This is a genomic window from Gelidibacter pelagius (assembly GCF_017581925.1).
In the GTDB taxonomy this organism is placed as follows: domain Bacteria; phylum Bacteroidota; class Bacteroidia; order Flavobacteriales; family Flavobacteriaceae; genus Gelidibacter; species Gelidibacter pelagius.
In genome coordinates this window covers 83137-103731 of the sequence record NZ_JAGEVG010000013.1, presented here as the reverse complement: position 1 = coordinate 103731, position 20595 = coordinate 83137, and the positions used below count along the sequence as shown (strand labels likewise).

General features: G+C 38.3%; 23 protein-coding genes. 10 read left to right on the top strand and 13 right to left on the bottom strand.

The features are described from left to right. Positions 1-50 precede the first annotated feature (50 nt). On the top strand, positions 51-1703 hold the full coding sequence (pgi, locus tag J4051_RS12100) for a glucose-6-phosphate isomerase (RefSeq protein WP_208234133.1): 1653 nt from the start codon (positions 51-53) through the stop codon (positions 1701-1703). 21 nt (positions 1704-1724) lie between these two features. Here pgi and J4051_RS12095 read toward each other — a convergent pair whose 3' ends face one another. Genes J4051_RS12095 through J4051_RS12085 form a run of 3 tightly spaced genes read right to left on the bottom strand, consistent with a single transcriptional unit; the run spans position 1725 to position 4571 of the window. Continuing rightward, positions 1725-2774 carry a glycoside hydrolase family 130 protein gene (locus J4051_RS12095; protein ID WP_208234132.1) on the bottom strand — a complete coding sequence of 350 codons (1050 nt, stop codon included), beginning with the start codon at positions 2772-2774 and terminating at the stop codon, positions 1725-1727. Positions 2775-2796: 22 nt separating this feature from the next. Continuing rightward, positions 2797-3576 (bottom strand): HAD-IIB family hydrolase, encoded by a 780-nt coding sequence (locus tag J4051_RS12090; RefSeq protein WP_208234131.1) that lies wholly within the window; start codon positions 3574-3576, stop codon positions 2797-2799. After that, on the bottom strand, positions 3573-4571 hold the full coding sequence (locus tag J4051_RS12085) for a type I phosphomannose isomerase catalytic subunit (protein WP_208234130.1): 999 nt from the start codon (positions 4569-4571) through the stop codon (positions 3573-3575). Before J4051_RS12085 ends, J4051_RS12090 begins: the two co-directional genes overlap by 4 nt. A 507-nt stretch (positions 4572-5078) precedes the next feature. Between J4051_RS12085 and J4051_RS12080 the strand changes: the two genes are divergently transcribed. The 6 genes from J4051_RS12080 to J4051_RS12055 all read left to right on the top strand — a co-directional run bounded on the left by J4051_RS12080 (position 5079) and on the right by J4051_RS12055 (position 11585). Further along, a complete protein-coding gene (locus J4051_RS12080; RefSeq protein WP_208234129.1) occupies positions 5079-5639 on the top strand; it encodes a helix-turn-helix domain-containing protein in 561 nt (186 codons plus the stop codon). 313 nt (positions 5640-5952) lie between these two features. Beyond that, positions 5953-6213 carry a cupin domain-containing protein gene (locus J4051_RS12075; RefSeq protein ID WP_236027407.1) on the top strand — a complete coding sequence of 87 codons (261 nt, stop codon included), beginning with the start codon at positions 5953-5955 and terminating at the stop codon, positions 6211-6213. A 23-nt stretch (positions 6214-6236) separates the two neighbouring features. Then, the gene (locus J4051_RS12070) at positions 6237-6896 is read left to right on the top strand and encodes a PIG-L deacetylase family protein (RefSeq protein WP_208234128.1); all 660 of its coding nucleotides are present in this window, start codon (positions 6237-6239) and stop codon (positions 6894-6896) included. Next, the gene (locus J4051_RS12065) at positions 6893-8035 is read left to right on the top strand and encodes a glycosyltransferase family 4 protein (protein ID WP_208234127.1); all 1143 of its coding nucleotides are present in this window, start codon (positions 6893-6895) and stop codon (positions 8033-8035) included. Before J4051_RS12070 ends, J4051_RS12065 begins: the two co-directional genes overlap by 4 nt. A 7-nt stretch (positions 8036-8042) precedes the next feature. After that, on the top strand, positions 8043-9239 hold the full coding sequence (locus J4051_RS12060; protein WP_208234126.1) for a glycoside hydrolase 100 family protein: 1197 nt from the start codon (positions 8043-8045) through the stop codon (positions 9237-9239). A 96-nt stretch (positions 9240-9335) separates the two neighbouring features. Beyond that, entirely contained in the window at positions 9336-11585 is a 2250-nt protein-coding gene (locus J4051_RS12055) for a glycosyltransferase family 4 protein (RefSeq protein ID WP_208234125.1), read from the top strand. A gap of 19 nt (positions 11586-11604) precedes the next feature. Here the strand turns inward: J4051_RS12055 and J4051_RS12050 are convergent, their stop codons facing one another. Further along, positions 11605-13065, bottom strand: coding sequence for a glycoside hydrolase family 130 protein (locus J4051_RS12050; RefSeq protein WP_208234124.1), 1461 nt, complete (start codon positions 13063-13065; stop codon positions 11605-11607). Positions 13066-13449: 384 nt separating this feature from the next. Between J4051_RS12050 and J4051_RS12045 the strand changes: the two genes are divergently transcribed. Next, positions 13450-14457: an endonuclease/exonuclease/phosphatase family protein gene (locus J4051_RS12045; protein ID WP_208234123.1), complete on the top strand. Its 1008-nt coding sequence runs from the start codon at positions 13450-13452 to the stop codon at positions 14455-14457. Between the two features lie 25 nt (positions 14458-14482). Here J4051_RS12045 and J4051_RS12040 read toward each other — a convergent pair whose 3' ends face one another. Then, positions 14483-14890, bottom strand: coding sequence for a hypothetical protein (locus J4051_RS12040; protein WP_208234122.1), 408 nt, complete (start codon positions 14888-14890; stop codon positions 14483-14485). Positions 14891-15212: 322 nt separating this feature from the next. Here J4051_RS12040 and J4051_RS12035 point away from each other — a divergent pair, with 322 nt between their 5' ends. Together J4051_RS12035 and J4051_RS12030 are read left to right on the top strand one after the other, a co-directional pair. After that, entirely contained in the window at positions 15213-15557 is a 345-nt protein-coding gene (locus J4051_RS12035; protein WP_208234121.1) for a hypothetical protein, read from the top strand. Positions 15558-15908: 351 nt separating this feature from the next. Then, the gene (locus J4051_RS12030; RefSeq protein WP_208234120.1) at positions 15909-16307 is read left to right on the top strand and encodes a VOC family protein; all 399 of its coding nucleotides are present in this window, start codon (positions 15909-15911) and stop codon (positions 16305-16307) included. 381 nt (positions 16308-16688) lie between these two features. Here J4051_RS12030 and J4051_RS12025 read toward each other — a convergent pair whose 3' ends face one another. The 8 genes from J4051_RS12025 to J4051_RS11995 all read right to left on the bottom strand — a co-directional run bounded on the left by J4051_RS12025 (position 16689) and on the right by J4051_RS11995 (position 20590). Further along, positions 16689-16940, bottom strand: a complete 252-nt coding sequence (locus J4051_RS12025; RefSeq protein WP_208234119.1) for a hypothetical protein — start codon at positions 16938-16940, stop codon at positions 16689-16691. Positions 16941-16945: 5 nt separating this feature from the next. Beyond that, positions 16946-17080, bottom strand: coding sequence for a hypothetical protein (locus J4051_RS19155; protein WP_262897799.1), 135 nt, complete (start codon positions 17078-17080; stop codon positions 16946-16948). 108 nt (positions 17081-17188) lie between these two features. Beyond that, the gene (locus J4051_RS12020) at positions 17189-17458 is read right to left on the bottom strand and encodes a hypothetical protein (protein WP_208234118.1); all 270 of its coding nucleotides are present in this window, start codon (positions 17456-17458) and stop codon (positions 17189-17191) included. A 90-nt stretch (positions 17459-17548) separates the two neighbouring features. Next, on the bottom strand, positions 17549-18154 hold the full coding sequence (locus tag J4051_RS12015) for a DUF1989 domain-containing protein (protein WP_208234117.1): 606 nt from the start codon (positions 18152-18154) through the stop codon (positions 17549-17551). Continuing rightward, a complete protein-coding gene (gntA, locus tag J4051_RS12010) occupies positions 18151-18828 on the bottom strand; it encodes a guanitoxin biosynthesis heme-dependent pre-guanitoxin N-hydroxylase GntA (RefSeq protein ID WP_208234116.1) in 678 nt (225 codons plus the stop codon). The genes J4051_RS12015 and gntA overlap by 4 nt, the downstream gene beginning before the upstream one ends. Before the next feature lie 11 nt (positions 18829-18839). Beyond that, positions 18840-19418: a DUF421 domain-containing protein gene (locus J4051_RS12005; protein WP_208234182.1), complete on the bottom strand. Its 579-nt coding sequence runs from the start codon at positions 19416-19418 to the stop codon at positions 18840-18842. Positions 19419-19441: 23 nt separating this feature from the next. Next, a complete protein-coding gene (locus J4051_RS12000) occupies positions 19442-19597 on the bottom strand; it encodes a YqaE/Pmp3 family membrane protein (protein ID WP_208234115.1) in 156 nt (51 codons plus the stop codon). 216 nt (positions 19598-19813) lie between these two features. Next, positions 19814-20590: an SOS response-associated peptidase gene (locus J4051_RS11995; RefSeq protein WP_208234114.1), complete on the bottom strand. Its 777-nt coding sequence runs from the start codon at positions 20588-20590 to the stop codon at positions 19814-19816. Positions 20591-20595 lie beyond the last annotated feature (5 nt).

The window sequence follows — 20595 nt, the reverse complement described above, 5'->3', positions numbered from 1 at the left end:
GTTAGGTCTGAGCTATAAAACGAATCAGTACTTATTTAAAACATCAGATTATGTTTCCAAAAATAAATCCCACCAAAACTACCGCTTGGAAAGCATTGGTTGCACACCAAAAAGAAATGAATAAGGTCCAAATGAAAGACCTTTTCAAACAAAATCCAAAACGATTTGAAAAAATGTCCCTCTATTTTGGCGACATTCTTTTTGACTATTCCAAGAACATCATCAGCGAAAAAACGCTTGAAAAGCTATTACAATTAACAGAAGATTGCAAGGTAAAAGAAGCACGGGAAGCCATGTTTGCCGGCGAAAAAATCAACCAAACTGAAGATCGGGCGGTCATGCACACCGCGTTAAGAAGCTTTTCGGACCAACCGATGACGATTGATGGCGAAGACATTATGCCAGAAATTAGAGAGACCCGGGAGAAAATGAAAGCGTTTTGCAAGAAAATCCACAGTGGCGAATGGAAAGGTTATAGCGGTAAAAAAATCAAGAACATTGTCAACATTGGCATTGGAGGAAGTGATCTGGGTCCGGTTATGGTCACAGAGGCACTGAAACCTTATTGGATAGCAGGCATCAAAGCGCATTTCGTTTCAAATGTTGATGGCACTCAAATTGTGGAAACGCTGAAAGATTTGAATCCCGAAGAAACGCTTTTCACCATAGCTTCTAAAACATTTACGACCCAAGAAACCATGACCAACGCGCACACGGCGCGGGATTGGTTTTTGAAATCTGCCAAGGATGAAAAATTAGTGGCCAAGCATTTTGTGGCATTGTCTACAAATGAAAAAGGCGTCAAAGCTTTTGGAATTGCTCCCGAAAACATGTTCGTGTTTTGGGATTGGGTAGGCGGACGTTACAGTCTTTGGAGCAGTATCGGACTTTCGATTGCGCTCACCATCGGTTATGACAATTTTGAAAAATTGCTCAAAGGAGCCGAATCCACCGATCATCATTTTAGAACGGCTGATTTTAAAGAAAATATTCCCGTGATCATGGCACTTATTGGAATATGGTACACCAATTTCTTTGGCTCTGAAACGGAAGCCATTTTGCCTTACGATCAATACATGCACCGTTTTCCAGCCTATTTCCAACAGGGGAATATGGAAAGTAATGGCAAGCATACGGACCGAAACGGAAACGATGTCACCTATAGCACTGGCCCTGTGGTTTGGGGCGAACCAGGAACCAATGGCCAGCACGCCTTTTACCAATTGATTCATCAGGGCACGCATATCATTCCTTGTGATTTTATTGCGCCTGCCATTAGCCACAATCCAATTGGAAAACACCATCCTATATTGGTTTCTAATTTTTTCGCTCAGACCGAAGCGCTAATGAATGGGAAAAATGACGAAACAGTAGCCGCTGAACTGAAAGACGACAACATGGATGAGGCTCAAAAGAAAAAACTGATTCCCTTCAAAGTTTTTAAGGGAAATAAACCTACCAATTCCTTCTTACTCAAAGAGATCACACCGTTTTCTTTAGGTGCGCTCATCACACTTTATGAACATAAAATATTTGTACAGGGCGTCATCTGGAATATTTTCAGCTTTGATCAATGGGGTGTGGAACTTGGGAAACAATTGGCTAAAAAAGTATTGCCAGAATTGAACAATGATAAAAACATCGAATCACATGATGGGTCCACCAATGGATTGATCAATGCCTATAAGCATTGGCGAAAATAGATGAAGTCAATTTTAGTTTTATTATTTCCTTGTTGTCGGTAAATCATCTGGAATAAACATTTTGGCGACGCCTATTCTATTATCGGCCATTCCGTAGTACACATCAATGCGATTGGGTTGGCCAATATCATCTCGACAATCGGTTCCGGTCGGAAATACCACATTGCCAACAGTTCCAATTCTTTCGTCAGGCAGATCGGGAATCAAAATCGGTTCTGGTGATCGGTAGCGTATTTTTTGAGGTTTATTTTCAGAGAGAATCATGGCACCCGCAGAGTAATAAAATGCGGGCTGATCTTTAGTGCAATCTTCATGTTTTTGGACTCCATGATATACAAGTAACCACCCATGTTTTGTCAAAATGGGCGGAGCACCAGCGCCTATTTTTAGATTTTCCCAAGGGTATTCGGGATGCGCCAAACAATGATGCGAGGTGAATCTTGCATTTTCCAATGAAGTATCCTTTCCTTTTTTCAGGTTGAAATAGGAAATCCAAATACTTTCTCGGGGTTGATCACTTTTGTGGATATCATCGTTTTGTACAATTTCCTCTGGTCGCGTATTAGGAAAAAGGGGGCGATTCAACATGGCCAAAGACATGTGCTGATGCGGACTCGGGAGATCAGTTGAAAAAAAGCTCGCATCCTTATTATCAATGCCGTTAAAATCAACATCCTCATAAGGCGTAAAACATACGAGTCCCAAACGTTCCCATGTAAAAAGATCTTTTGATCTGGCCATGGCAATACGCGGTCCTTTTGGTCCATACGCCGTATAGGTCATGATATAATGTTCAACGCATTCTACATAGGCAATTCTTGGGTCTTCACAGCCGCCACCGCCATTCGGACGCTTTTCATAATCCATTTCGGGCTCTAATGCAATACCCAGACGCTCTACACCTACCGGATCTCCATCATCATTAAAATTCACTTTGGCAATCCCAATTCTCGAATAGTTATTCTTGGCCACCAAACGCGGAAAGATATAAAGTTCGCCATCCGGTCCACGGGTTACGGCGGGATTAAGCACACCTTCTACTTCAAGTGCGTTTCCCTTCTCGGGTTCCATTAGCGTACAAATTCGGTGTAATTTAAATGGCATCATAACTATTTACTTTTTTTTTTGGATCTTTTGTGCACATGATAATGGTCTGGATGATGCTTTTGGTTTCTTCAGCATCTCTCACTTGGATGCAATCCACACCGGTTTTTCGTGCTGGATAATCATTGCCTCCCTCAAATAGAGCATCTCCAATAAATAGCATTTCAGGAATTCCAAAACCCAATATTTCCTCGAGTTTATGTATTCCATAAGCCTTATCAATTCCGGGTTTTACAATATCTATGGAAGTCGTTCCTCCCATGCCAATGGAAAATCCTTTTAAAGGTTTTTTAAGAAGATTAACTACCTTTTTACGTTTTTTAAAATCAGGATCCCAGCCTTTCTTTTCTTCGAGCGGGGCTTGTTGACCGAGTGCTGAAAAAGTAATTTGACTGCCGCGATCTTCGATTTGTGCTCCCCAGGTTTTATTTATGTCTAAATCGGAGGCTTCGAGCGCTGTATGTAAGCTGTCCAAGATGTGCTTTCTTTCCTGATCAGTGAAGTTTTCAGCATAGAGTTTTTTCCAATCCTCTTTGTATTGGTAAAACTTGGTGCCGCAAGTAGGTAAAATGGCCAACTTCTTCAGCAAGGTGTTTTTGGGAAGATGGTCCAATACCTGTTTCTCAAATTGCGGCCAGTCGCCGCCAGAGATAATTGCTACGTGGGCAACATGGAGCAAACTCTTAAGAAGTTCGGACATTTCTTGGTCTATTGGCGATTTGCTTTTGGCCAATGTACCGTCCAAATCAAAAATAATTAAGTTTTTCATGACTTATCGTTCTTTTGGGGAATGGCTATTTGTAGTACCGTGATCTCCGAATTGGGATGAAGCTCAAGTTGCCCCACAATAGCTGGCAACAACATCACTTCTCCTTTTGAAATTGAATAGTCTTTATTTTCATAGCGCATTGTTCCTTTGCCGTTGATACAGACCAAAATAACGGGCTCATCTTTAAAACCAACATCAACTTGTGTATCACTCTCAATGCGCCATAATTTAAAGTGTTCATTGTCAAAAAGCAGCTCTGCGTTTTTAACCTCTGTGCTTTTCACAGGAATAATTGGACCAATTTCTACCTGGTTATAATCAATACAAGCCATCGCTTTCTCTACCTGAAGTTCCCGTGGTTTTCCTGTTTTGGGATCTTTTCTATCCCAATCGTAAAGTCGGAATGTCACATCGCTGTTTTCCTGTACTTCAAAAACTACGGCACCACCCAAGGTGTGTACAGTTCCCGAATGAATAAAAACGGCATCATCAATTTTAGGGATGAATCTGTGCAGTTTCTCAGAAACTGAGTTCGTTTCAATAGATTGCAACAGATCTTCTTTGGTGGTTCCTTTTTTCAAACCTGAGTAAATAATGCTATCGTCTGCTGTTTCCAAAACGACCCAAGCTTCCGTTTTTCCGGTATCGCCCTCAGGAATATAGGCCGTTTGGTCATCGGAAGGATGCACCTGCACCGACAAGACTTCATGACAATCCAGAAATTTCAACAAGAGTGGAAAACGCTTGAAATGAGCATTATTTTCGCCCATTAGTTCTACAGGGCATTTTTGCATCAATTCCGTAATGGTTTTTCCTTTTAACGGTCCATCTACAACTTTGCTCGCATGATCTTTTCGATCACTTAATAGGCACGCTTCACCCACAGGTTCATCTTTAGGAAGTGGCTTTGACAGTAAATGGGCCAATCGTCTCCCACCCCATAATCGGTATTGGTAGATTGGTTCAAATTTTAATGGATAGAGTTTATCGTTCATAATATGATATTTTAAAAATTAGTGTACCGAAAGGTTTCAAGTATGTTTCTTCATCATTTATTCGAGAGACCAGCGGATTGGTAGAATCAGGGAACTATTTGAACATTAAAATCCAACGGACTTCGTAGTTAGGTTTTGGATGTCGCTATCGGTAGTATAAAGATGCGACTGAATCATCACTTTTATGCTACATAAATGTTATGAATCATTACATATTTCACAGATTCAATAAGTTCAATAGTCAAGACTATTTGAAGTGTTGCTGGTCATGTCAATTGTGTGGGAACAGTGTTAACACTTAATCCGATAAAGCCATTAAGTTGTATATTAATTTTGTAATTTTATTGTAATAAATACTGATTTTGCTTTAGATTTAACCCTTAAGTCACTTGTTATTAGAGTCTTAATTGAACAGTTTTGAACTTTATTGACTAAAACTAAAATTTTCAATCCCATTGATTGGCTCATTGATTAACAAGGAAACAATTATATAAAAGAAAGACATTCATGTTCTTATACGTCAAATACATGGTGAGTTTACGTTGCAAAATGGTCGTCCAACAAGAACTCGAAAAAATTGGAATGCATTGTTTAAGAGTAGATCTTGGAACCATTGAAATCAAGGAGAACCTTACCAATTCCAAGAGAAATGAACTCGCGAAAAACCTGAAAAGATATGGACTTGAACTTCTTGACGATAAACGAAATATTCTGATTGAAAAAATCAAGGCAATAATTATCGAAATGATCCATTATTCGAAGGATATGCCAAAGGTGAATTACTCTGATTATATCAGTGAAAAATTAGGCTATGATTACACCTATTTGGCCAATACGTTTTCTGAAGTTAAGGGAATCACCATCCAACAGTATATCATCAATCACAAAATTGAACGGGTCAAAGAATTATTGCTCTATGAAGACTTGAATTTGACCGAAATATCTTATCAATTGCATTATAGCAGTGTAGCACATCTCTCCAATCAGTTTAAAAAAGTTACAGGTCTTGCGCCCTCCTATTTTAAATCGCTTAAGAATAAAAAACTCAAAAACTTAGAGGATCTTTAATTGATAGAACAGTAATGTTCATTGTTTTCTTAATTCCATCACACAAAAACATCTTAAAGTCTGTCTTTCACTTAAATACTTATTTCGATATCCTTCCTTATAAATGTGGGAATCTTACAACTCTTCCATAGTCCGATATAACACCTCATCTGTAAAAATTAACGAATTTTAATTGGCTGTTTTCAGGATAGAGAACCATCACTAATTCAAACATTTATCATTCAATTCACCTAAGATGGATACTGCTGATTTTGAGAAATCGAAAATTTTCACTGTTGTAGACTTGGATCACTATGTTCCAAACGGAATAGTTATGAAAACCATTCTAAAAAGACCAACCGGCAATGTGAGTGCCGTATTTATTGACCGTGGAGAACAAATCACCGAAAAGCTATCGCGGTTTGATCACTTTATTCAAATCATAGAAGGTCAAGCCGAAGTTCAGATTGATGACAACTTATTTAGTCTTATTTCGGGTGAGTCTATTATTATTCCGGCACATTCCAAAAACACCATTAAAGCCAATGAACGTTTCAAGATGATATCGACCATTATCAAAAGTGGTTATGAATAACCTGATCCAGAAAATTGAAACGTATGGAACCCAATAAAAATAAGGCGGTAATTGTAGCGCATCCCGATGATGAAACGCTGTGGTGTGGTGGTGAGATATTAATGCATCCAAACGACCATTGGTTTGTGGCAAGTTTATGCAGAAAAAATGATCCAGACAGAGCTCCTAAATTCAAAAAAATACTTGATAATTATGGTGCAGATGGTGTGATGGGCGATTTGGATGATGGTCCCGAACAACTTCCATTAGCATCACAAATAGTAGAAGAGGCAATTTTAGATCTACTGCCACAAAAAAATTATGACCTTATTATTACCCATAGTCCTTTTGGAGAATACACGAAACATTTACGACATGAGGAAGTTGGCAGAGCAGTCATCAACCTGTGGCATGAACAAAAAATAACCACAAATCAACTTTGGCTTTTTGCTTACGAAGACGGAAACAAAGCCTATTATCCACGTGCCATCGAAAGTGCTGATTTTTGCAAAAAACTGCCACTCCTTATATGGTTAAAAAAATACCAGATGATCACGGAGAGCTACGGATTTCATAAATCGGGATTTGAAGCCAAAACCACTCCCGAAAAAGAGGCCTTTTGGCAATTCAAAAACCCAGAAGAGGTGTTAAAATGGTTAGATCTAAATCAAACTAAAGAAAATTCAATAAATCATAACTTATGAAAGTGCTGGTGCTTTACGACTATCCGCCTTCGCCTGGCGGTCTTGCCACACAGGGTGACATGCTTTACAGAGGCTTGCTTGAACTGGGCGTTGATGTTCATGCTGTTCATTTTGAATCGGCACAAGAAAAGGAATGGTATTACCGGTGGTTTGAACCCGATGTCGTCGTTGGCGTTGGCTATTGGGGTCACACGCCGCACCTTGTACTCCATCCGCAGCGTTATGGAATTCTGGCGGTGCCTTGGCTGGTAGCAGATGGATATATTGCCAATTATCAAGAAGTTTTAAACGAATTGCCGCTAATTTTGGTCACCTCCAACTGGGTAAAAGAAATGTACGTTCGCGACGGCATCCATCCTGATAATATTGAAGTTCTTCCCGTCGGAATTGATACTGAGTCTTTTAAACCTTTAGACAAGGATAATCCTAAGATTGTAGCGGTACGCGAAGCATTGGGCATTGCGCCAGATCAAGTCATGATTTTGACTGTGGGCGGCGATGCCGCATCTAAAGGCGCACAAGAAGTCATGCAGGCCCTCGCAATTATAGATACTAAAGCCCCTGATTGGAAATACGTTTGTAAAGTATGGCCACAACCCCGAACCATAGTCCAAAATATGCTCGACCTGAAAATGGCAGAATCACTTGGTCTCGAAAAGAATGTTACTTACGCTACAAATACGGTTTCCAGAAATTTTATGCCCTATCTGATTGGAGCCTGCGATATTTATGCCGCACCATCACGACTGGAAGGCTTTGGAATGCCACAGGTTGAAGCCGGTGCATGCGGTAAACCCGTCATTGGAATCAATGCCATGGGCATGTTGGACACATTGATCCACAAAAAGACAGCCTTTTTAGCGAGCGTGGCTAAACAAATCGTGGTCAATGATGTTGTTTTAGGCGAAGAATCAGGTTTCGAAAACAATCGAACCATACATTTTAACATTCCGAGAACCGTAGATTATCGTGCCAATACACAAGATATTGCCAAGTATTTGCTCAAGTTGATGGAAGATGAAAAACTCCGGATAAAAATGGGCGCCGCCGGACGAGAATGTGCAGTCGAACATTTTGATTACAAGGTTGTGACCAAGAAGTTTCTACAAATTTTACAAGATAGATTAGGAATTAAATGAGTTTTAAATGAATCCCGAAGACAAAAAATTAATCGAATCAGCAAAAAAGGCCGCCACTGACGTGCTTTTGCACAACGCCCATGGCACTGTCGCCGATTTACCGCGCACGGCGGGATGGGGGTATCCGGAACCCTATACCAGAGATCTTCTGATATCCGCTTTAGGGATTGCAACTACAGGAAATAAGCAACTTTTGCAGAGTGTAAAAAATGTACTTCTGACCTTAGCAAACAATCAGTCGGAACATGGACAAATTCCTTCGCTTGTTCACGATAAGCGTAATTTAGGTTCAAGTGATACCACACCTCTTTTTTTAATGGCGGTTGGTATTTTCAGAACCCTACTTGATGATCCTCATTTTTTGGAAGCTGCTGTGGAAAAAGCAGTTGTCTGGATGGCCTACCAGTGCCCCACCAATCATTATTTGATAGCGCAACAACCTACCAGCGATTGGCGCGATGAACAATGGGTACTTGGGTACGGACTTTTTGTAAACACCCTCACCTACAGTGGTCTTAAATTTTTGAAAAAGGAAGGACCGGCCAAAAATCTTGGAGATGCTATTGGGCAATTGACCTATGCTTCAGATACATCGCATAAATGCCCACATGAAGGACTTGCCATTAATGACCAACCGTATTTTGCATTATGGTCTTATAAAGTATATAGCAGTGATCGGTTTGATTTATTGGGAAACAGTCTCGCCATTTTATCCGGTTTAGCTTCGACGGAAAAAGCCCAAGCCATGGTGAAATGGATAGAAAATGAGTGCCAAGCCATGAATCGCAAGAAAAATTTAGTATTGGATCTGACTCCTAATTTTTTTCCTTTTATCCTACCCGAAGATCCCGACTGGCTACAAAGATATGACGAGTTTAATAGACCTGGGGATTATCATAATGGCGGGATATGGCCGTTTATCAGTGGGTTTTATATTGCTGCCTTGGTTGCTGCCAAAGAATTTGATCTGGCCGAAAAGAAACTTTTAGCATTGACCAAGCTCATCAAGAAAGGTAGAAATAAATCGCTGGAATTCGGTTTTAACGAATGGTACAAAGCCCAAACCGGTGAGCCAATGGGCCAGGATTGGCAAACCTGGAGTGCCTCAAATTATCTATATGCGGCAGCCTGTGTGCAAGAACGAAGTACGCCTTTTTTTGATACGATACGGTTAAATTCCCAACGGCAACCAAATCTGTTATAAACGGCTACCAACATTTTAACTTTTTGAAACACGTTCTTAATTTTAACTAACCACCGTAACAATGAATCATAGAAAACAGTTTAAAACCCTTTAAAAATGAAAATTGCTTTTGTAGCGACATATCCACCACGACAATGCGGAATAGGTACATTTACGCACAGCCTTGCGCACGCCATAAAAAACAATGGTGATGACGAAAATGAAATCATCATTATAGCCATGAACGATAACCATGAAACCTATGCGTTTCCTCCTGAGGTAAAACTGACGATCCATCAGGAGCATCAAACCGATTATTTAGCGGCTGCCGATTTTATTAATCGAAGTGGTGCAGATGTATGTATTCTTGAACATGAATTTGGTATTTATGGTGGCCAGAGCGGCGTCTATATTTTACCTCTTTTGCATCGGTTGCATATACCATTATTTTCAACCTTGCATACCATACTTAAAAACCCCTCCTATACAGAAAAGGCCATTTTACAGCAAATCTGCAAAATGTCCGACAAATTGGTCGTTATGAGCCATAAGGCAATTCAATTTCTTAAAGATATTTACGATGTGCCTTCAGAAAAAATCGTCAGAATAGAGCATGGCGTTCCCGATATTAAATTTGACAAAGAAACGTCGCGGGCCGAATTAAAATTGACCAATAAAAAACTGCTGTTGACCTTTGGTTTCGTTGGTCGGAACAAAGGCATTGAAACCGTTATAAAAGCATTGCCTCAAATCATTGAAAAACACCCTGAAGTTTATTATATCGTTTTGGGAAAAACACATCCGAACGTGCTTCGAAGTGCGGGTGAAGAGTACCGTAGCTATCTGCAATTACTCATCAAAACACTAAAACTTGGCGACCATGTCAATCTGCTCAACGAGTTTGTTGAAGAAAAAGAGCTGTTCAAATATCTGGCAGCTTGCGATATTTATATTACTCCTTATATCAACGAAGCTCAAATAACCAGTGGCACCTTGACCTACGCCATGGGTTCTGGCTGTGCTGTGGTATCTACCCCATATTGGCATGCCGCCGAACTACTTAAACAGAATAGAGGACGCTTATTTGATTTTAAAGATGAAAATGGATTGGCAAAGGTTTTGAATGAACTGTTAGAAACTCCCGAAGAGTTAAAAACAATTCAGAAAAAAGCTGTGGCATACGGTCAGGACATTATATGGCCCAAAATTGGTGAACGCTACTTGGAGCTTGCAGAACATTTAGCATCAGAGCCAGCAAAACGACAACCAAAAAAAGAAACTGATATTGATCTCTTACTTCTGCCTCCATTTTCTCTGGTACATATTAAAAGATTAACGGACGACACGGGGATCATTCAACATGCAAAATTCGGAATTCCAAATCTGAAAGAAGGCTACTGCCTTGACGATAATTCACGCGCCCTTCTTATGGTTTGCATGGCGTATAAGCAGAAAAAAAGCGCCTTGGCATTAGAGTTAATGCCTGTGTATATGAGTTATATCCACTATATGCAAAACACCGACGGCACCTTTCGTAATTTCTTGAGTTTCAATCGGAACTTCTTGGATGACGTAGGTTCTGAAGATTCCTTTGGAAGAACCATATGGGTATTGGGTTATCTCATGCGCCACGCTCCAAACGACGCGTATTATCAAACTGCACAATTGGTTTTCTTCAATGCGTCACCCAATTTTGAAAAGCTCAAATCCATCCGAGGCAACGCAAATACAATTATTGGCATTTGTTATTATCTTAAAACAAATCCGTCTGATGATGAGATGAAAATGTGTCTTCTGCGAATGACGGACGCTCTTGTCGTGCATTTTGAACAAAATCAATCGGAAAATTGGAACTGGTTTGAGTCTCTCTTGGCTTATGATAACGGAATTTTGCCTCTTTCATTGCTCCATGCGTCGAAGGTATTAGAAAACAAAAAAATTAAGGATATTGCGTTTGAAGCCATGCGTTTCCTTACCTCGCACACACTCAAAGATGGTTACCTCTCGGTAATTGGGAACAGACAGTGGTTTGTAAAAGACAAAGAACGTTCCATCTATGCCCAACAACCTATTGATGCTATGGCCATGGTGCTCATGTATCACCAGGCCTTTGTCTTAACGGGTGAAAGAGGGTATTTAGAGAAACTTTTCACCTCTTTCATGTGGTTTTTAGGCGAAAATGACTTGCGTATGAGCCTTTATGATTTTGAGACTAAAGGCTGTTGTGATGGTTTTGAAGATTATGGGGTCAACCGTAATCAGGGCGCCGAAAGTTCATTGGCCTATCTTATTTCCCATCTTACGGTCCTTAAAGCCTACGAGGAATCCTATCACGGTCAGGAATTAAAAAGCTCCAACGCCTTATAAATTATCTTAAAATAATCGCTTATTTTTTCAAAGCAGCAAATAGAGCCGCCATTTCCACTACGGCATAGGTCGTAGAATAATCAGAAACCGCATAAGGCAAAATCAAGTTATTATTGTGAATAACTGATCCACAGGAATACACTACATTTGGCACATAGCCTTCTCTTTCGGCTTCCAATGGCATAAGCAACGGTTCTTTGAGCCGGCCAATTTCTTTGGTCGGATCATCCAAATCGAATAAAGATGCCCCAATACAATACCGACGCATTGGTCCTACCCCATGGGTGATAATTAACCAACCTTCTTCGGTCCAAATCGGAGATCCGCAATTTCCAATCTTAGAAAACTCCCAGGGATATCTTGGTTTTTGAAGGAGAATAGGATCCGTCCAAAGTGTATTTCTATCCGAAAACATGACATAATTATTAATGCCGTCCAACCGGGAAAGCATGGCATATTTACCCTTTATCCTTTTAGGGAAAAGTGCCAGATTTTTACCCATAGCTCCTTTTCCATGGAAAGGCATGATCCGGAATTTATAGAAGTCTTCAGTAGAAAGAAACTTAGGCAATATCGTGTGGCCATTATAGGCTGTATAGGTCGCAAAATACGTCACGCTTCCATCATCATCAGTGAAACGAACAAAACGTGCGTCTTCTATCCCACCGCTTTCCGATTCTGAAATTGGATAAATGACACGTTCACTGAGATCGGAATCACGCTCAAATTGTATATCATAGTAAGAATCTACAAGCCATGTGATTTCTTCGAGAGCTATTCTTTTATCAATACTAATATCTAAATCCTTTAAGATATTGTTTACTGAATTTTTTAAAGTGAAATATTCAAAATGGTCAGGCAGATTTCCTACAATGACCTTTGAATATTTATCGGGAATTTCCATCTCCTTCATTTTTTTCACAAACCGTCCTTTGTGGTACAATTTTTTATGGGAGACCTCCGCTGTATCCATCGAATTTCCAATTTTCATCAAGTGCATGTCATTATTCCTGTCAAGAATCGCTCTTCGGAATACAATGGATGAGATATGTCCTTCACCAGTAGCCCTGAATGAAATAATAACCCGCATTTCACCTTCCTCCAAATAGGTTTGATCTATATCGGGGATTATCGATGGATTGAAAAAGGCTGTAGATTCTAAAGAGTATTCCAGAGTAAGATAAGAACCAATAAGCATTTTTCGCTCAGTGGAAATATCATCAAAATTGATTTGCATTTGCTCTATGATGCCTCTTATATTATCGCAATGCCTATTGAATAGCTTGGTAATATTGCGATGTCGGGCGGCAAATTGATTTAATGTTTGTATTAAAGCAGTGTAAACTTCACTTTCATTCAAACTAAATACTCGTGCAAGCATTTCCTTTGTTGCACTTTCACCATTCATAAAATATCGGGCGATAACCCTGCTCGAATCTGGAAGAAATTTTAATTCTTTTCGTATTACAGGAACTCTCATGACCATAAAATTGGATATGTAATTTACGATAAATTCAGGGAAATTATTCTGTTTTTAATGAATATTTGGCGCATAACCAATCCATTATTCGAAATGACCAATGGCGTTTCAAGAGCTCTCGTTAATTATTATACAATCTTAAAATATTCTTGTAAAAAATGAATTTAAACACCAGAATGACCACCAAAACAATTAAATAAACCACAATAATTGAAAATATTAGTCTAAAGTTCTTTATATAAGTTGTATTTTTTACAATCTAACCGTAATTAAATGGTAGTCAATCAAAACCTTATGCTTTTACGGCTGACTAGAAATTGGAAATAAATAACATATGGCAATAAAAATTGGCGTCATTATCATAAATTGTATGATGCAAAGCTAATGGAAAAAATAAAGAAAATCTTATCCATAATTCTTCAACTGGTTGCAGTTATTCTTTCCATAGCGTCCATTCTTTCTCTTTTCAGAAATTCGGAAAATCGATATTTAAAAATGCTTGATTTTCCAAGAATTCAATTATTTATTTTGTCTCTTATCGTCCTAATATTGCTCATAATTATAAAACGAAAATGGAAATTGTTCAATAATCTCTTAATTGTCGGATTGTTAATAGGAATTACTATTCATAGTTATTTTCTAATCAATTATACCACACTTGTTCCTGTCGAAGTTCCAACAGCACAACATTTGAAAAGCAGGGATAACCAATTCAGTCTTTTATTGACCAATGTTAAAATGTCCAATCGAAAAGCACCGCAACTCATCGAATTAATTGCATTAAAAAAGCCTGATCTGGTTTTGGCAATGGAGGTGGATTCCTGGTGGAATGATGAACTTGCAATTCTCACAAAAGATTATCCTTTTTCCCATCAAACCATTAACGAAGTCACTTATGGGATGGTTTTATATAGCAAGTTTCCGTTAAGAAAAATAGAAGTCGATTATTTAACGAATGACAAAGTGCCTTCTTTTGAAAGCATCATTACTTTTGAAGACGGCAAAACCTTTAGTTTTCATGCCATCCATCCTGTTCCTCCGACACGCTTTCAAGACTTACCGGACAATGCTGGCCAGCAAGAAAATGCTCTAAAAAAGTTAGGAAAGAAAATTGTGGACAAAGAATTCCCAACCCTTGTAGCTGGAGATCTGAATGACGTTGTTTGGTCGTATGTTGATGAATTAACAGGAACAAAAAACAGTCTTTATGACCTTAGGGTTGGCAGAGGTTTTTATAATAGTTTTAATGCAAATAATTTTCTTATGAGGTGGCCACTGGACCACGTACTTGTAACTAAAGAATTTCAATTAAAAAAACTGGAACGTCTATCAAAAATAGGTTCTGACCATTTTCCAATTTATGTGGAATTAGTATTAGTTGACCAGCAATAACCTTAGAATAAATACTTGAATTATTCTACCAATTTTCAATCTCTTTATGTACTTCCTCAGGAGTTCTATTGGTACGGTTTGCAATACGTCTGGTCATACCATTAAAGTCATCTGACTTATAATTGACATCCTCATCGGTGATTTTGGGATAGCGTTTTCTATAATCACTTTCAATATCCTTCCAGCGGCTCTCAACCTGACGGTCTGCTTCCTCATTTGGTTGGTGTCGATTTTCTCCATAATCAACTTCCCCTTGAACTTCATTTGTACGTCGATCCATACGGTGATCACTATCCTTAAGACGTTCTGGATTTCCTGAAATCTTTTGATTTTTGTCTTGATCCGATCCTTGCCCATCTTGTTTTTGACCTTGATTTTGTCGCTCTTCATCAAAATCTCGATTCTGCTTTTCTTTATCTCTATCTGTGCTCATACTAAAAGAATTATAAATTATTTACTAAAGTTAGAAATGAATAAACAATAGAATGACTCTTATAAAATAAAACATTAACACTATCCGAGTCGTTTTTTAAACTCAGATTAAAATGACTGAAATTTCCAGAACACTCTGATAAATAGTGTTCAATTTTAGTATTGGTTATTTTATATAAATAAAAAGTAGAAAATGGCCTTGCCGTTTACATCTCATATTTTAAATCAATTAGATTAAAGATTAATTCATATGTGATAGTCTATCCGCTATTAAGCTTAGATCTTTATGATTGTATAATTATAAATGAATATTACATACGATTATGAAAGAAAACAGCAAAAACGAATTGGACTATATTCGGCGTTATGAAGCCGCTGGCTTTACTGATCAGTTTCAAATAGTTGAAGATCAATTGCAAAATTTAACATCAAAGAACAAATATGATCCCCGGGATGTCACTATTTTAAAAGAGCACCGTTATGAAGGTATGAGCAACCCGTCAGACATGTCCCTATTATATGTAATTGAGACAATGGACGGCAGTAAAGGAACACTATTAGCAAGCTACGGAGCAAATGCTGACAACTCGATCCATAGCTTTATGAATCTGATTCCAGAGGACAATGTTAAAGATGATTTTATGTTGCCACCTGACACTAAGGGCTAAAAGATCGAAAATTAATTTCATTATCACAGATTACTTTATGGCAAATTGCCAATTCTATAGAAAAGACATTTCTTTATACATATAATGCGGCCATATAGTTGACGGTTTGCTCTGAAAGTAAAAATTGCTCAGCCACAAACGTTAGTGTTGGTCATCTAATTATAGTCATCTAGTTATAAATGGATAATTAGGTAAGGTTAGAATATAATTTAAAAAGATAATTGCTTCGAAGATAATTATCACCCATCAAACCTTTGTATGAATTCTGAATCTCTATATGGATTAAAGGTTAATGGTTCTGGGGCAATCCAACGCTGGTTGAGTTGTTATATTAGATAAAACTTTAAAACTATGAATGTACAAGCTTATCTCGCCTTCAATGGCAACTGTCAAGAAGCGCTCAGTTTTTATTCTGAACTTTTTGATGCTAAGATTCAAAACCGTCAGACCTACGAAGACAAGAAAATAGATGTCCCCTCCTCCTATCGACAAAAGCTGCAACATGCTGAATTGAAAGGAAAAGGCGTCAACTTTATGGCCTATGATGCCGCACCCGATACACCTATAAATCACGGCAATCAAATTCACATGAGCGTAGATTTCACCGATTTAGAAAAAGCAAAATATGTGTTTGATACTTTGTCTGAAAATGGAAAAACCCATCATAATTTCAGAGAAAGAGCATGGGGCCATTTTGGGAGATGCACAGACAAATTCGGAATTAATTGGATGGTCAACTGTGATCACTAAAGTCAAGATCATAAAATCGTATAACACACTAAAATTTAATCATAAACACCACGCACATGAAACCCACATTACTATTAGGAGCAGCATCGACAATATTTCGGAACAGGAAAGCACAAATTATCTTGGTAGGACTCCAGTTTGGTTATCTGATCTACAAGTTAGTTCAAGATAAAAATGAAAAATCAATGAAAAAATTAAAGAAATAGTCCTCTGAATTCAATTGACATTACTAAATCCTGAGACGATTTTATGGTCTGGAGATTAACTCTCTATTTAGCTACTACTAATTAAATCTCAAAAAAAAAGTCTGAGCGGTTAGCTCAGACTTTTTTAATGACTATAGGGAAATATTCATTTTACTGATATAATCCTTAAAAGCACTTACATATTCCAATTGCGGATATCATTTTTTATATCCTCTGCGCTTCTCTTGGTTCTGCGGGCAATACTCGCGATCATATGGTCAAATTCTCCTGATTTGAAATTTACATCGTCATCCGTAATACTTGGATTCTTTTTGCGATAATCAGCTTGAATATTACTCCATCTGCCTTCAAGACTGTCGTCTGAAGCATTTAATTTACTGTCGGCGTCATAGCCGTGGTGTTTAATATTGTCTTTGTCTAAACTCATAATTTTTATTTTTTAGGTTTATTTGGTTTAAATCCATCCTCGGTGGAATCGTCTTTTTCACTGTGCACTTTGGTACTGCCTCGGGCATGTTTGGTGCTGGACTCTTTGCGGTCTGTTTCTTCTTTCTTCTTGTCGCTCATGATATATTGATTTTAATTTTGATGTTAATAATTTTGGTCTCCTAATAGAATAAGCTGTTCCTTTTAAAGAAGTGGTTGGTCAAGAGCAAAAATCATTCAATTCTAATCTTAAGGCTTTTTTGAGGCCTCCCAACTTCTGATCTCGTTGTTTACCTCTGCTCTACACCTATCGGTTTTGCTCGCAATTAGAGAGGTCATCTTGTCAAACGCACCCGGTACATAACTCAGATCCCTCTTAGTTAAATTTGGATACTTGAGATGATATTCATCTTTTATTCTCTCCCAAATAGATTGTACACTTGATTCTTCCGAGAGCCGAGGCTTCAAAATCTCGTCATACTGATTAACCTTATCTGGAATATCCTTTTCGATTTTCATAATAAAATAGTTTTACAACTAACAATTTATAAAGAATAGGCTGATAGCATTGACTTAAACAAGCGAAATCTTTGTTCAAATAGAAAGACACTAATCAACTTTACCATCTGCATCGGTGATGACATAGTGAATCGGTTTAAATGTGCCGCCGTTACTATCTTCTGCCGAACATGCTGTCAAGGCTACAATGAGATCCATTTTCGCTTTAAAACGTACCAAATCTCCAGGTTGTGAGGTTGGTGGTAATACTTTCAATTTCCCTTGTGCATCAAACTGCACATTCATAAAGACGTTAAATGCCGTTGGAATATCATCGATTTCAATACCGTAAGGTTGAAGATTCTCGTAGAGATTTTCAAGACAACTGGGATGATATTCTGGATTGTCATACATAATTTTAAAGGTTTCCGGACTGCAAGGCGCCAAAAGGAAATCATTCCGACCATTAGTATCTTCCTTTATCTCCATCATTTTCTGCGACCGGTTGCTCCATAAAAAGTTGCCTTTGGTCAAAAGAATGGATTCCTCAAAATCCATGGTTTTTCCTGCGGATAATTTTTCCTTGGTATCTTCGCGATTAAAGACCACCATATCGCTTACTTGTTGTCCTTTAGGATCAATAATGGTTAGGATTTGTCCTTTTTTCAGTTCGAAAGCATCGCCAGATTGTGGATTGATTATGTTTACAGCATTCATAGGTGTTCTGTTTTTGTATGGAAAGGGCATTTCCATTGTTTTTCTACAGCTCTTCCACTGTATTGTTTGGCTTCAGAATCGGTTCCAAAATCTCTCAAAACCGGGTTTATAGAGCCTTGCAATTTCTTGTCGCGACGCCTAATTCTCTTTTTTATGGTTTGATAGGTGCCCATCTCACGTAATCTCTCAAATTGCCAGTGCAAATTCAATACAAGCGTGGAGTATGGCGCACGTCTTGCCAATCTGGAACTGTTGGGGTGCATACCCACAATATAAAATGCTTTTCCTTTAAGACTAAAGCTAAACGTCGGGTCTTCTTCATCCTTGCTTACCTCAGGATCCCACTCTAAATCGTCTGCGTCATGCAATTTCTGCAAGAGATTCCAAAGGGCACGTTCAAAATCAAGTTCTGAATTGAAATGATTCTCCTTAAAACATAGTATTAACGATTCAAAATCATTGGACTCAAAATCATAGTGCTCCAAATAGGATTCTATAGCATTTAAAATCGGAGCGACAACCGCATCTGAAGTCATGTCGTCATATATTTTTAAATGGTAATTGTCCAATTTAAACATCGCATTGGCCATAATGCAAGGGTGCTTATCTCTAAGGATAAAATTGCGATATTCTGATTCTATGTGGGTTTTTTCTATCAAATCTATCTCCATCATAATATGTTAAATTATCGTTGTACGTCCTTTAACAGCCAGTCATCAATAACATCATCATTATTTTTATGTAGGACCACCATATCTCCAGTGGATTCAAAAATGACGGCCTTTACCTCTGAGAGCTTTACCACATTTGCTTCTCTTAATTTCGAACGGAGATCCCCTTCCGTCACCCTGACCGCTTTCATATTGTCTCTCAATATATTTTTACCATCCATGATTAAAGTAGGCTGATTGTCAATAATTTTCCGAAACCACTTATACCTGCGAAAAAATGCGGCAGTCAACTGAAATAGATACACAAAGAGGAGCCCTATAGCCCCTTCCAAAAAACTAACACTGTCTGATAAAATGGTGGTAGCAATCATGGATCCGACAGCAACAGTCATTGCAAAATCGAAACTCGACATTTTGGAAAAACTCCTTTTCCCGAAAATTCTTGTGTACATAATGACTGCCACATAAATTAAAATCGTGGACAGCAGAATCAAGAAAAAGGATTTTAAATTAAGACTAAAAAGCGTATCCAATGCCTCAATCAGTGCGTTTTCAGGACTTGACAAGATGGGAATGGTTAAGATTTTATTCATCATGTGTGGTTTGTTGGTGAAATTTAGTCACCATTCACAATAAAGGCATGAATGACTCCAGGAATCCATCCTATGAGCGTCAGTAAAACGCTGACAAGAAACGTTGTTCCAATACCATGTTTCATAAAGACGGCTAAGGGCGGTAATAAAATATTTAAGATGATTGTAATTAATGACATAAATTTCTGTTTTTAGTTTGTCGCCAAATGGCTTATAATGTAAAACAGTAAAATTAAAGTGAATATGCTAAAGACATTAGTTCGATGCACCAGAATGTGAACTCATAAGTGAGAGACATAAATCTTTACAGTGTTAGAAGGCTTACTATATGTTTATAGCTGGTGATCTTAGAATTATAGTTATGAAAAAGACAATACATTTCTTTTCCAAACCGATCATTCAATTTTCAGATCAGGCAATTCTGCATAGTTGAATGGCTTTGACGCTTTCTCGCTATTGCCCATACTATTTTTACCTCTTAATTTTTGAACGGTATATGCCGATAATTCAGTAGTTGGATACTCTTTAATCAATTCTTCAATTGACTGTTGATCAAGACGATCGTTATAATCAATAAGCCATTTATCCGCCAATTCATCAGGTAATATGACCGGCATCCGAGGCCCCTCCAATTTAGGGTTATTATGAATCTGTCCCATCATTGCATTACCAGTGGTAGTCACAATGGAAAAGGTAGTCAATTTACCACCTGTATCGGGATTATTCCATTCATTATAAAGGCCAGCAAGAATCATCGGTTCTTTATCTTTTCGATGGATGAAAAATGGATAGGTCTCTTTGTTAAAATGGTGATGTTCATAAAATCCATCCACATAAATTAGACAACGCGACTTTTTTGCCGCAGAACGAAAGGAATTCTTTTCAAAAATGGTTTCGCCTCGAGCGTTGAGCGTGGAATTCCATATCTTTTTCATCTGTGCTTCATCTCGCACCCAGTGTGGTATTAAACCCCAGGTAGCAACTTCTGGGAATTCAGGCGACCGATCGGTATAAATTAATAAACTTGGATGATCAAAGCCCATGGCATGAAAAAGCGGTAAATCGGTTAATGGCACGAGTCGCTCCATAATTTCATCTACAGCTTCCTTGTCCCCTTTTCGGTCAGCACGCTTGAGCTGCGCCTCAACGGATGTCTTTATATCGTAACACATTTATT

Bases quoted from the DNA above. Each gene is read 5' to 3' on its own strand.
- J4051_RS12030 (WP_208234120.1), top strand. From the start codon at position 15,909: ATGAATGTACAAGCTTATCTCGCCTTCAATGGCAACTGTCAAGAAGCG.
- J4051_RS12095 (WP_208234132.1), bottom strand. From the start codon at position 2,774: ATGGAACCCGAGAAGGGAAACGCACTTGAAGTAGAAGGTGTGCTTAAT.
- J4051_RS12000 (WP_208234115.1), bottom strand. From the start codon at position 19,597: ATGTCATTAATTACAATCATCTTAAATATTTTATTACCGCCCTTAGCC.
- J4051_RS12020 (WP_208234118.1), bottom strand. From the start codon at position 17,458: ATGAAAATCGAAAAGGATATTCCAGATAAGGTTAATCAGTATGACGAG.
- J4051_RS12005 (WP_208234182.1), bottom strand. From the start codon at position 19,418: ATGAATAAAATCTTAACCATTCCCATCTTGTCAAGTCCTGAAAACGCA.
- J4051_RS11995 (WP_208234114.1), bottom strand. From the start codon at position 20,590: ATGTGTTACGATATAAAGACATCCGTTGAGGCGCAGCTCAAGCGTGCT.
- J4051_RS12050 (WP_208234124.1), bottom strand. From the start codon at position 13,065: ATGAGAGTTCCTGTAATACGAAAAGAATTAAAATTTCTTCCAGATTCG.
- J4051_RS12085 (WP_208234130.1), bottom strand. From the start codon at position 4,571: ATGAACGATAAACTCTATCCATTAAAATTTGAACCAATCTACCAATAC.
- J4051_RS12025 (WP_208234119.1), bottom strand. From the start codon at position 16,940: ATGAGTTTAGACAAAGACAATATTAAACACCACGGCTATGACGCCGAC.
- J4051_RS12045 (WP_208234123.1), top strand. From the start codon at position 13,450: ATGGAAAAAATAAAGAAAATCTTATCCATAATTCTTCAACTGGTTGCA.
- J4051_RS12065 (WP_208234127.1), top strand. From the start codon at position 6,893: ATGAAAGTGCTGGTGCTTTACGACTATCCGCCTTCGCCTGGCGGTCTT.
- J4051_RS12035 (WP_208234121.1), top strand. From the start codon at position 15,213: ATGAAAGAAAACAGCAAAAACGAATTGGACTATATTCGGCGTTATGAA.
- gntA (WP_208234116.1), bottom strand. From the start codon at position 18,828: ATGATGGAGATAGATTTGATAGAAAAAACCCACATAGAATCAGAATAT.
- J4051_RS12055 (WP_208234125.1), top strand. From the start codon at position 9,336: ATGAAAATTGCTTTTGTAGCGACATATCCACCACGACAATGCGGAATA.
- J4051_RS12070 (WP_208234128.1), top strand. From the start codon at position 6,237: ATGGAACCCAATAAAAATAAGGCGGTAATTGTAGCGCATCCCGATGAT.
- J4051_RS12075 (WP_236027407.1), top strand. From the start codon at position 5,953: ATGAAAACCATTCTAAAAAGACCAACCGGCAATGTGAGTGCCGTATTT.
- pgi (WP_208234133.1), top strand. From the start codon at position 51: ATGTTTCCAAAAATAAATCCCACCAAAACTACCGCTTGGAAAGCATTG.
- J4051_RS12060 (WP_208234126.1), top strand. From the start codon at position 8,043: ATGAATCCCGAAGACAAAAAATTAATCGAATCAGCAAAAAAGGCCGCC.
- J4051_RS12080 (WP_208234129.1), top strand. From the start codon at position 5,079: ATGTTCTTATACGTCAAATACATGGTGAGTTTACGTTGCAAAATGGTC.
- J4051_RS12040 (WP_208234122.1), bottom strand. From the start codon at position 14,890: ATGAGCACAGATAGAGATAAAGAAAAGCAGAATCGAGATTTTGATGAA.
- J4051_RS12015 (WP_208234117.1), bottom strand. From the start codon at position 18,154: ATGAATGCTGTAAACATAATCAATCCACAATCTGGCGATGCTTTCGAA.
- J4051_RS19155 (WP_262897799.1), bottom strand. From the start codon at position 17,080: ATGAGCGACAAGAAGAAAGAAGAAACAGACCGCAAAGAGTCCAGCACC.
- J4051_RS12090 (WP_208234131.1), bottom strand. From the start codon at position 3,576: ATGAAAAACTTAATTATTTTTGATTTGGACGGTACATTGGCCAAAAGC.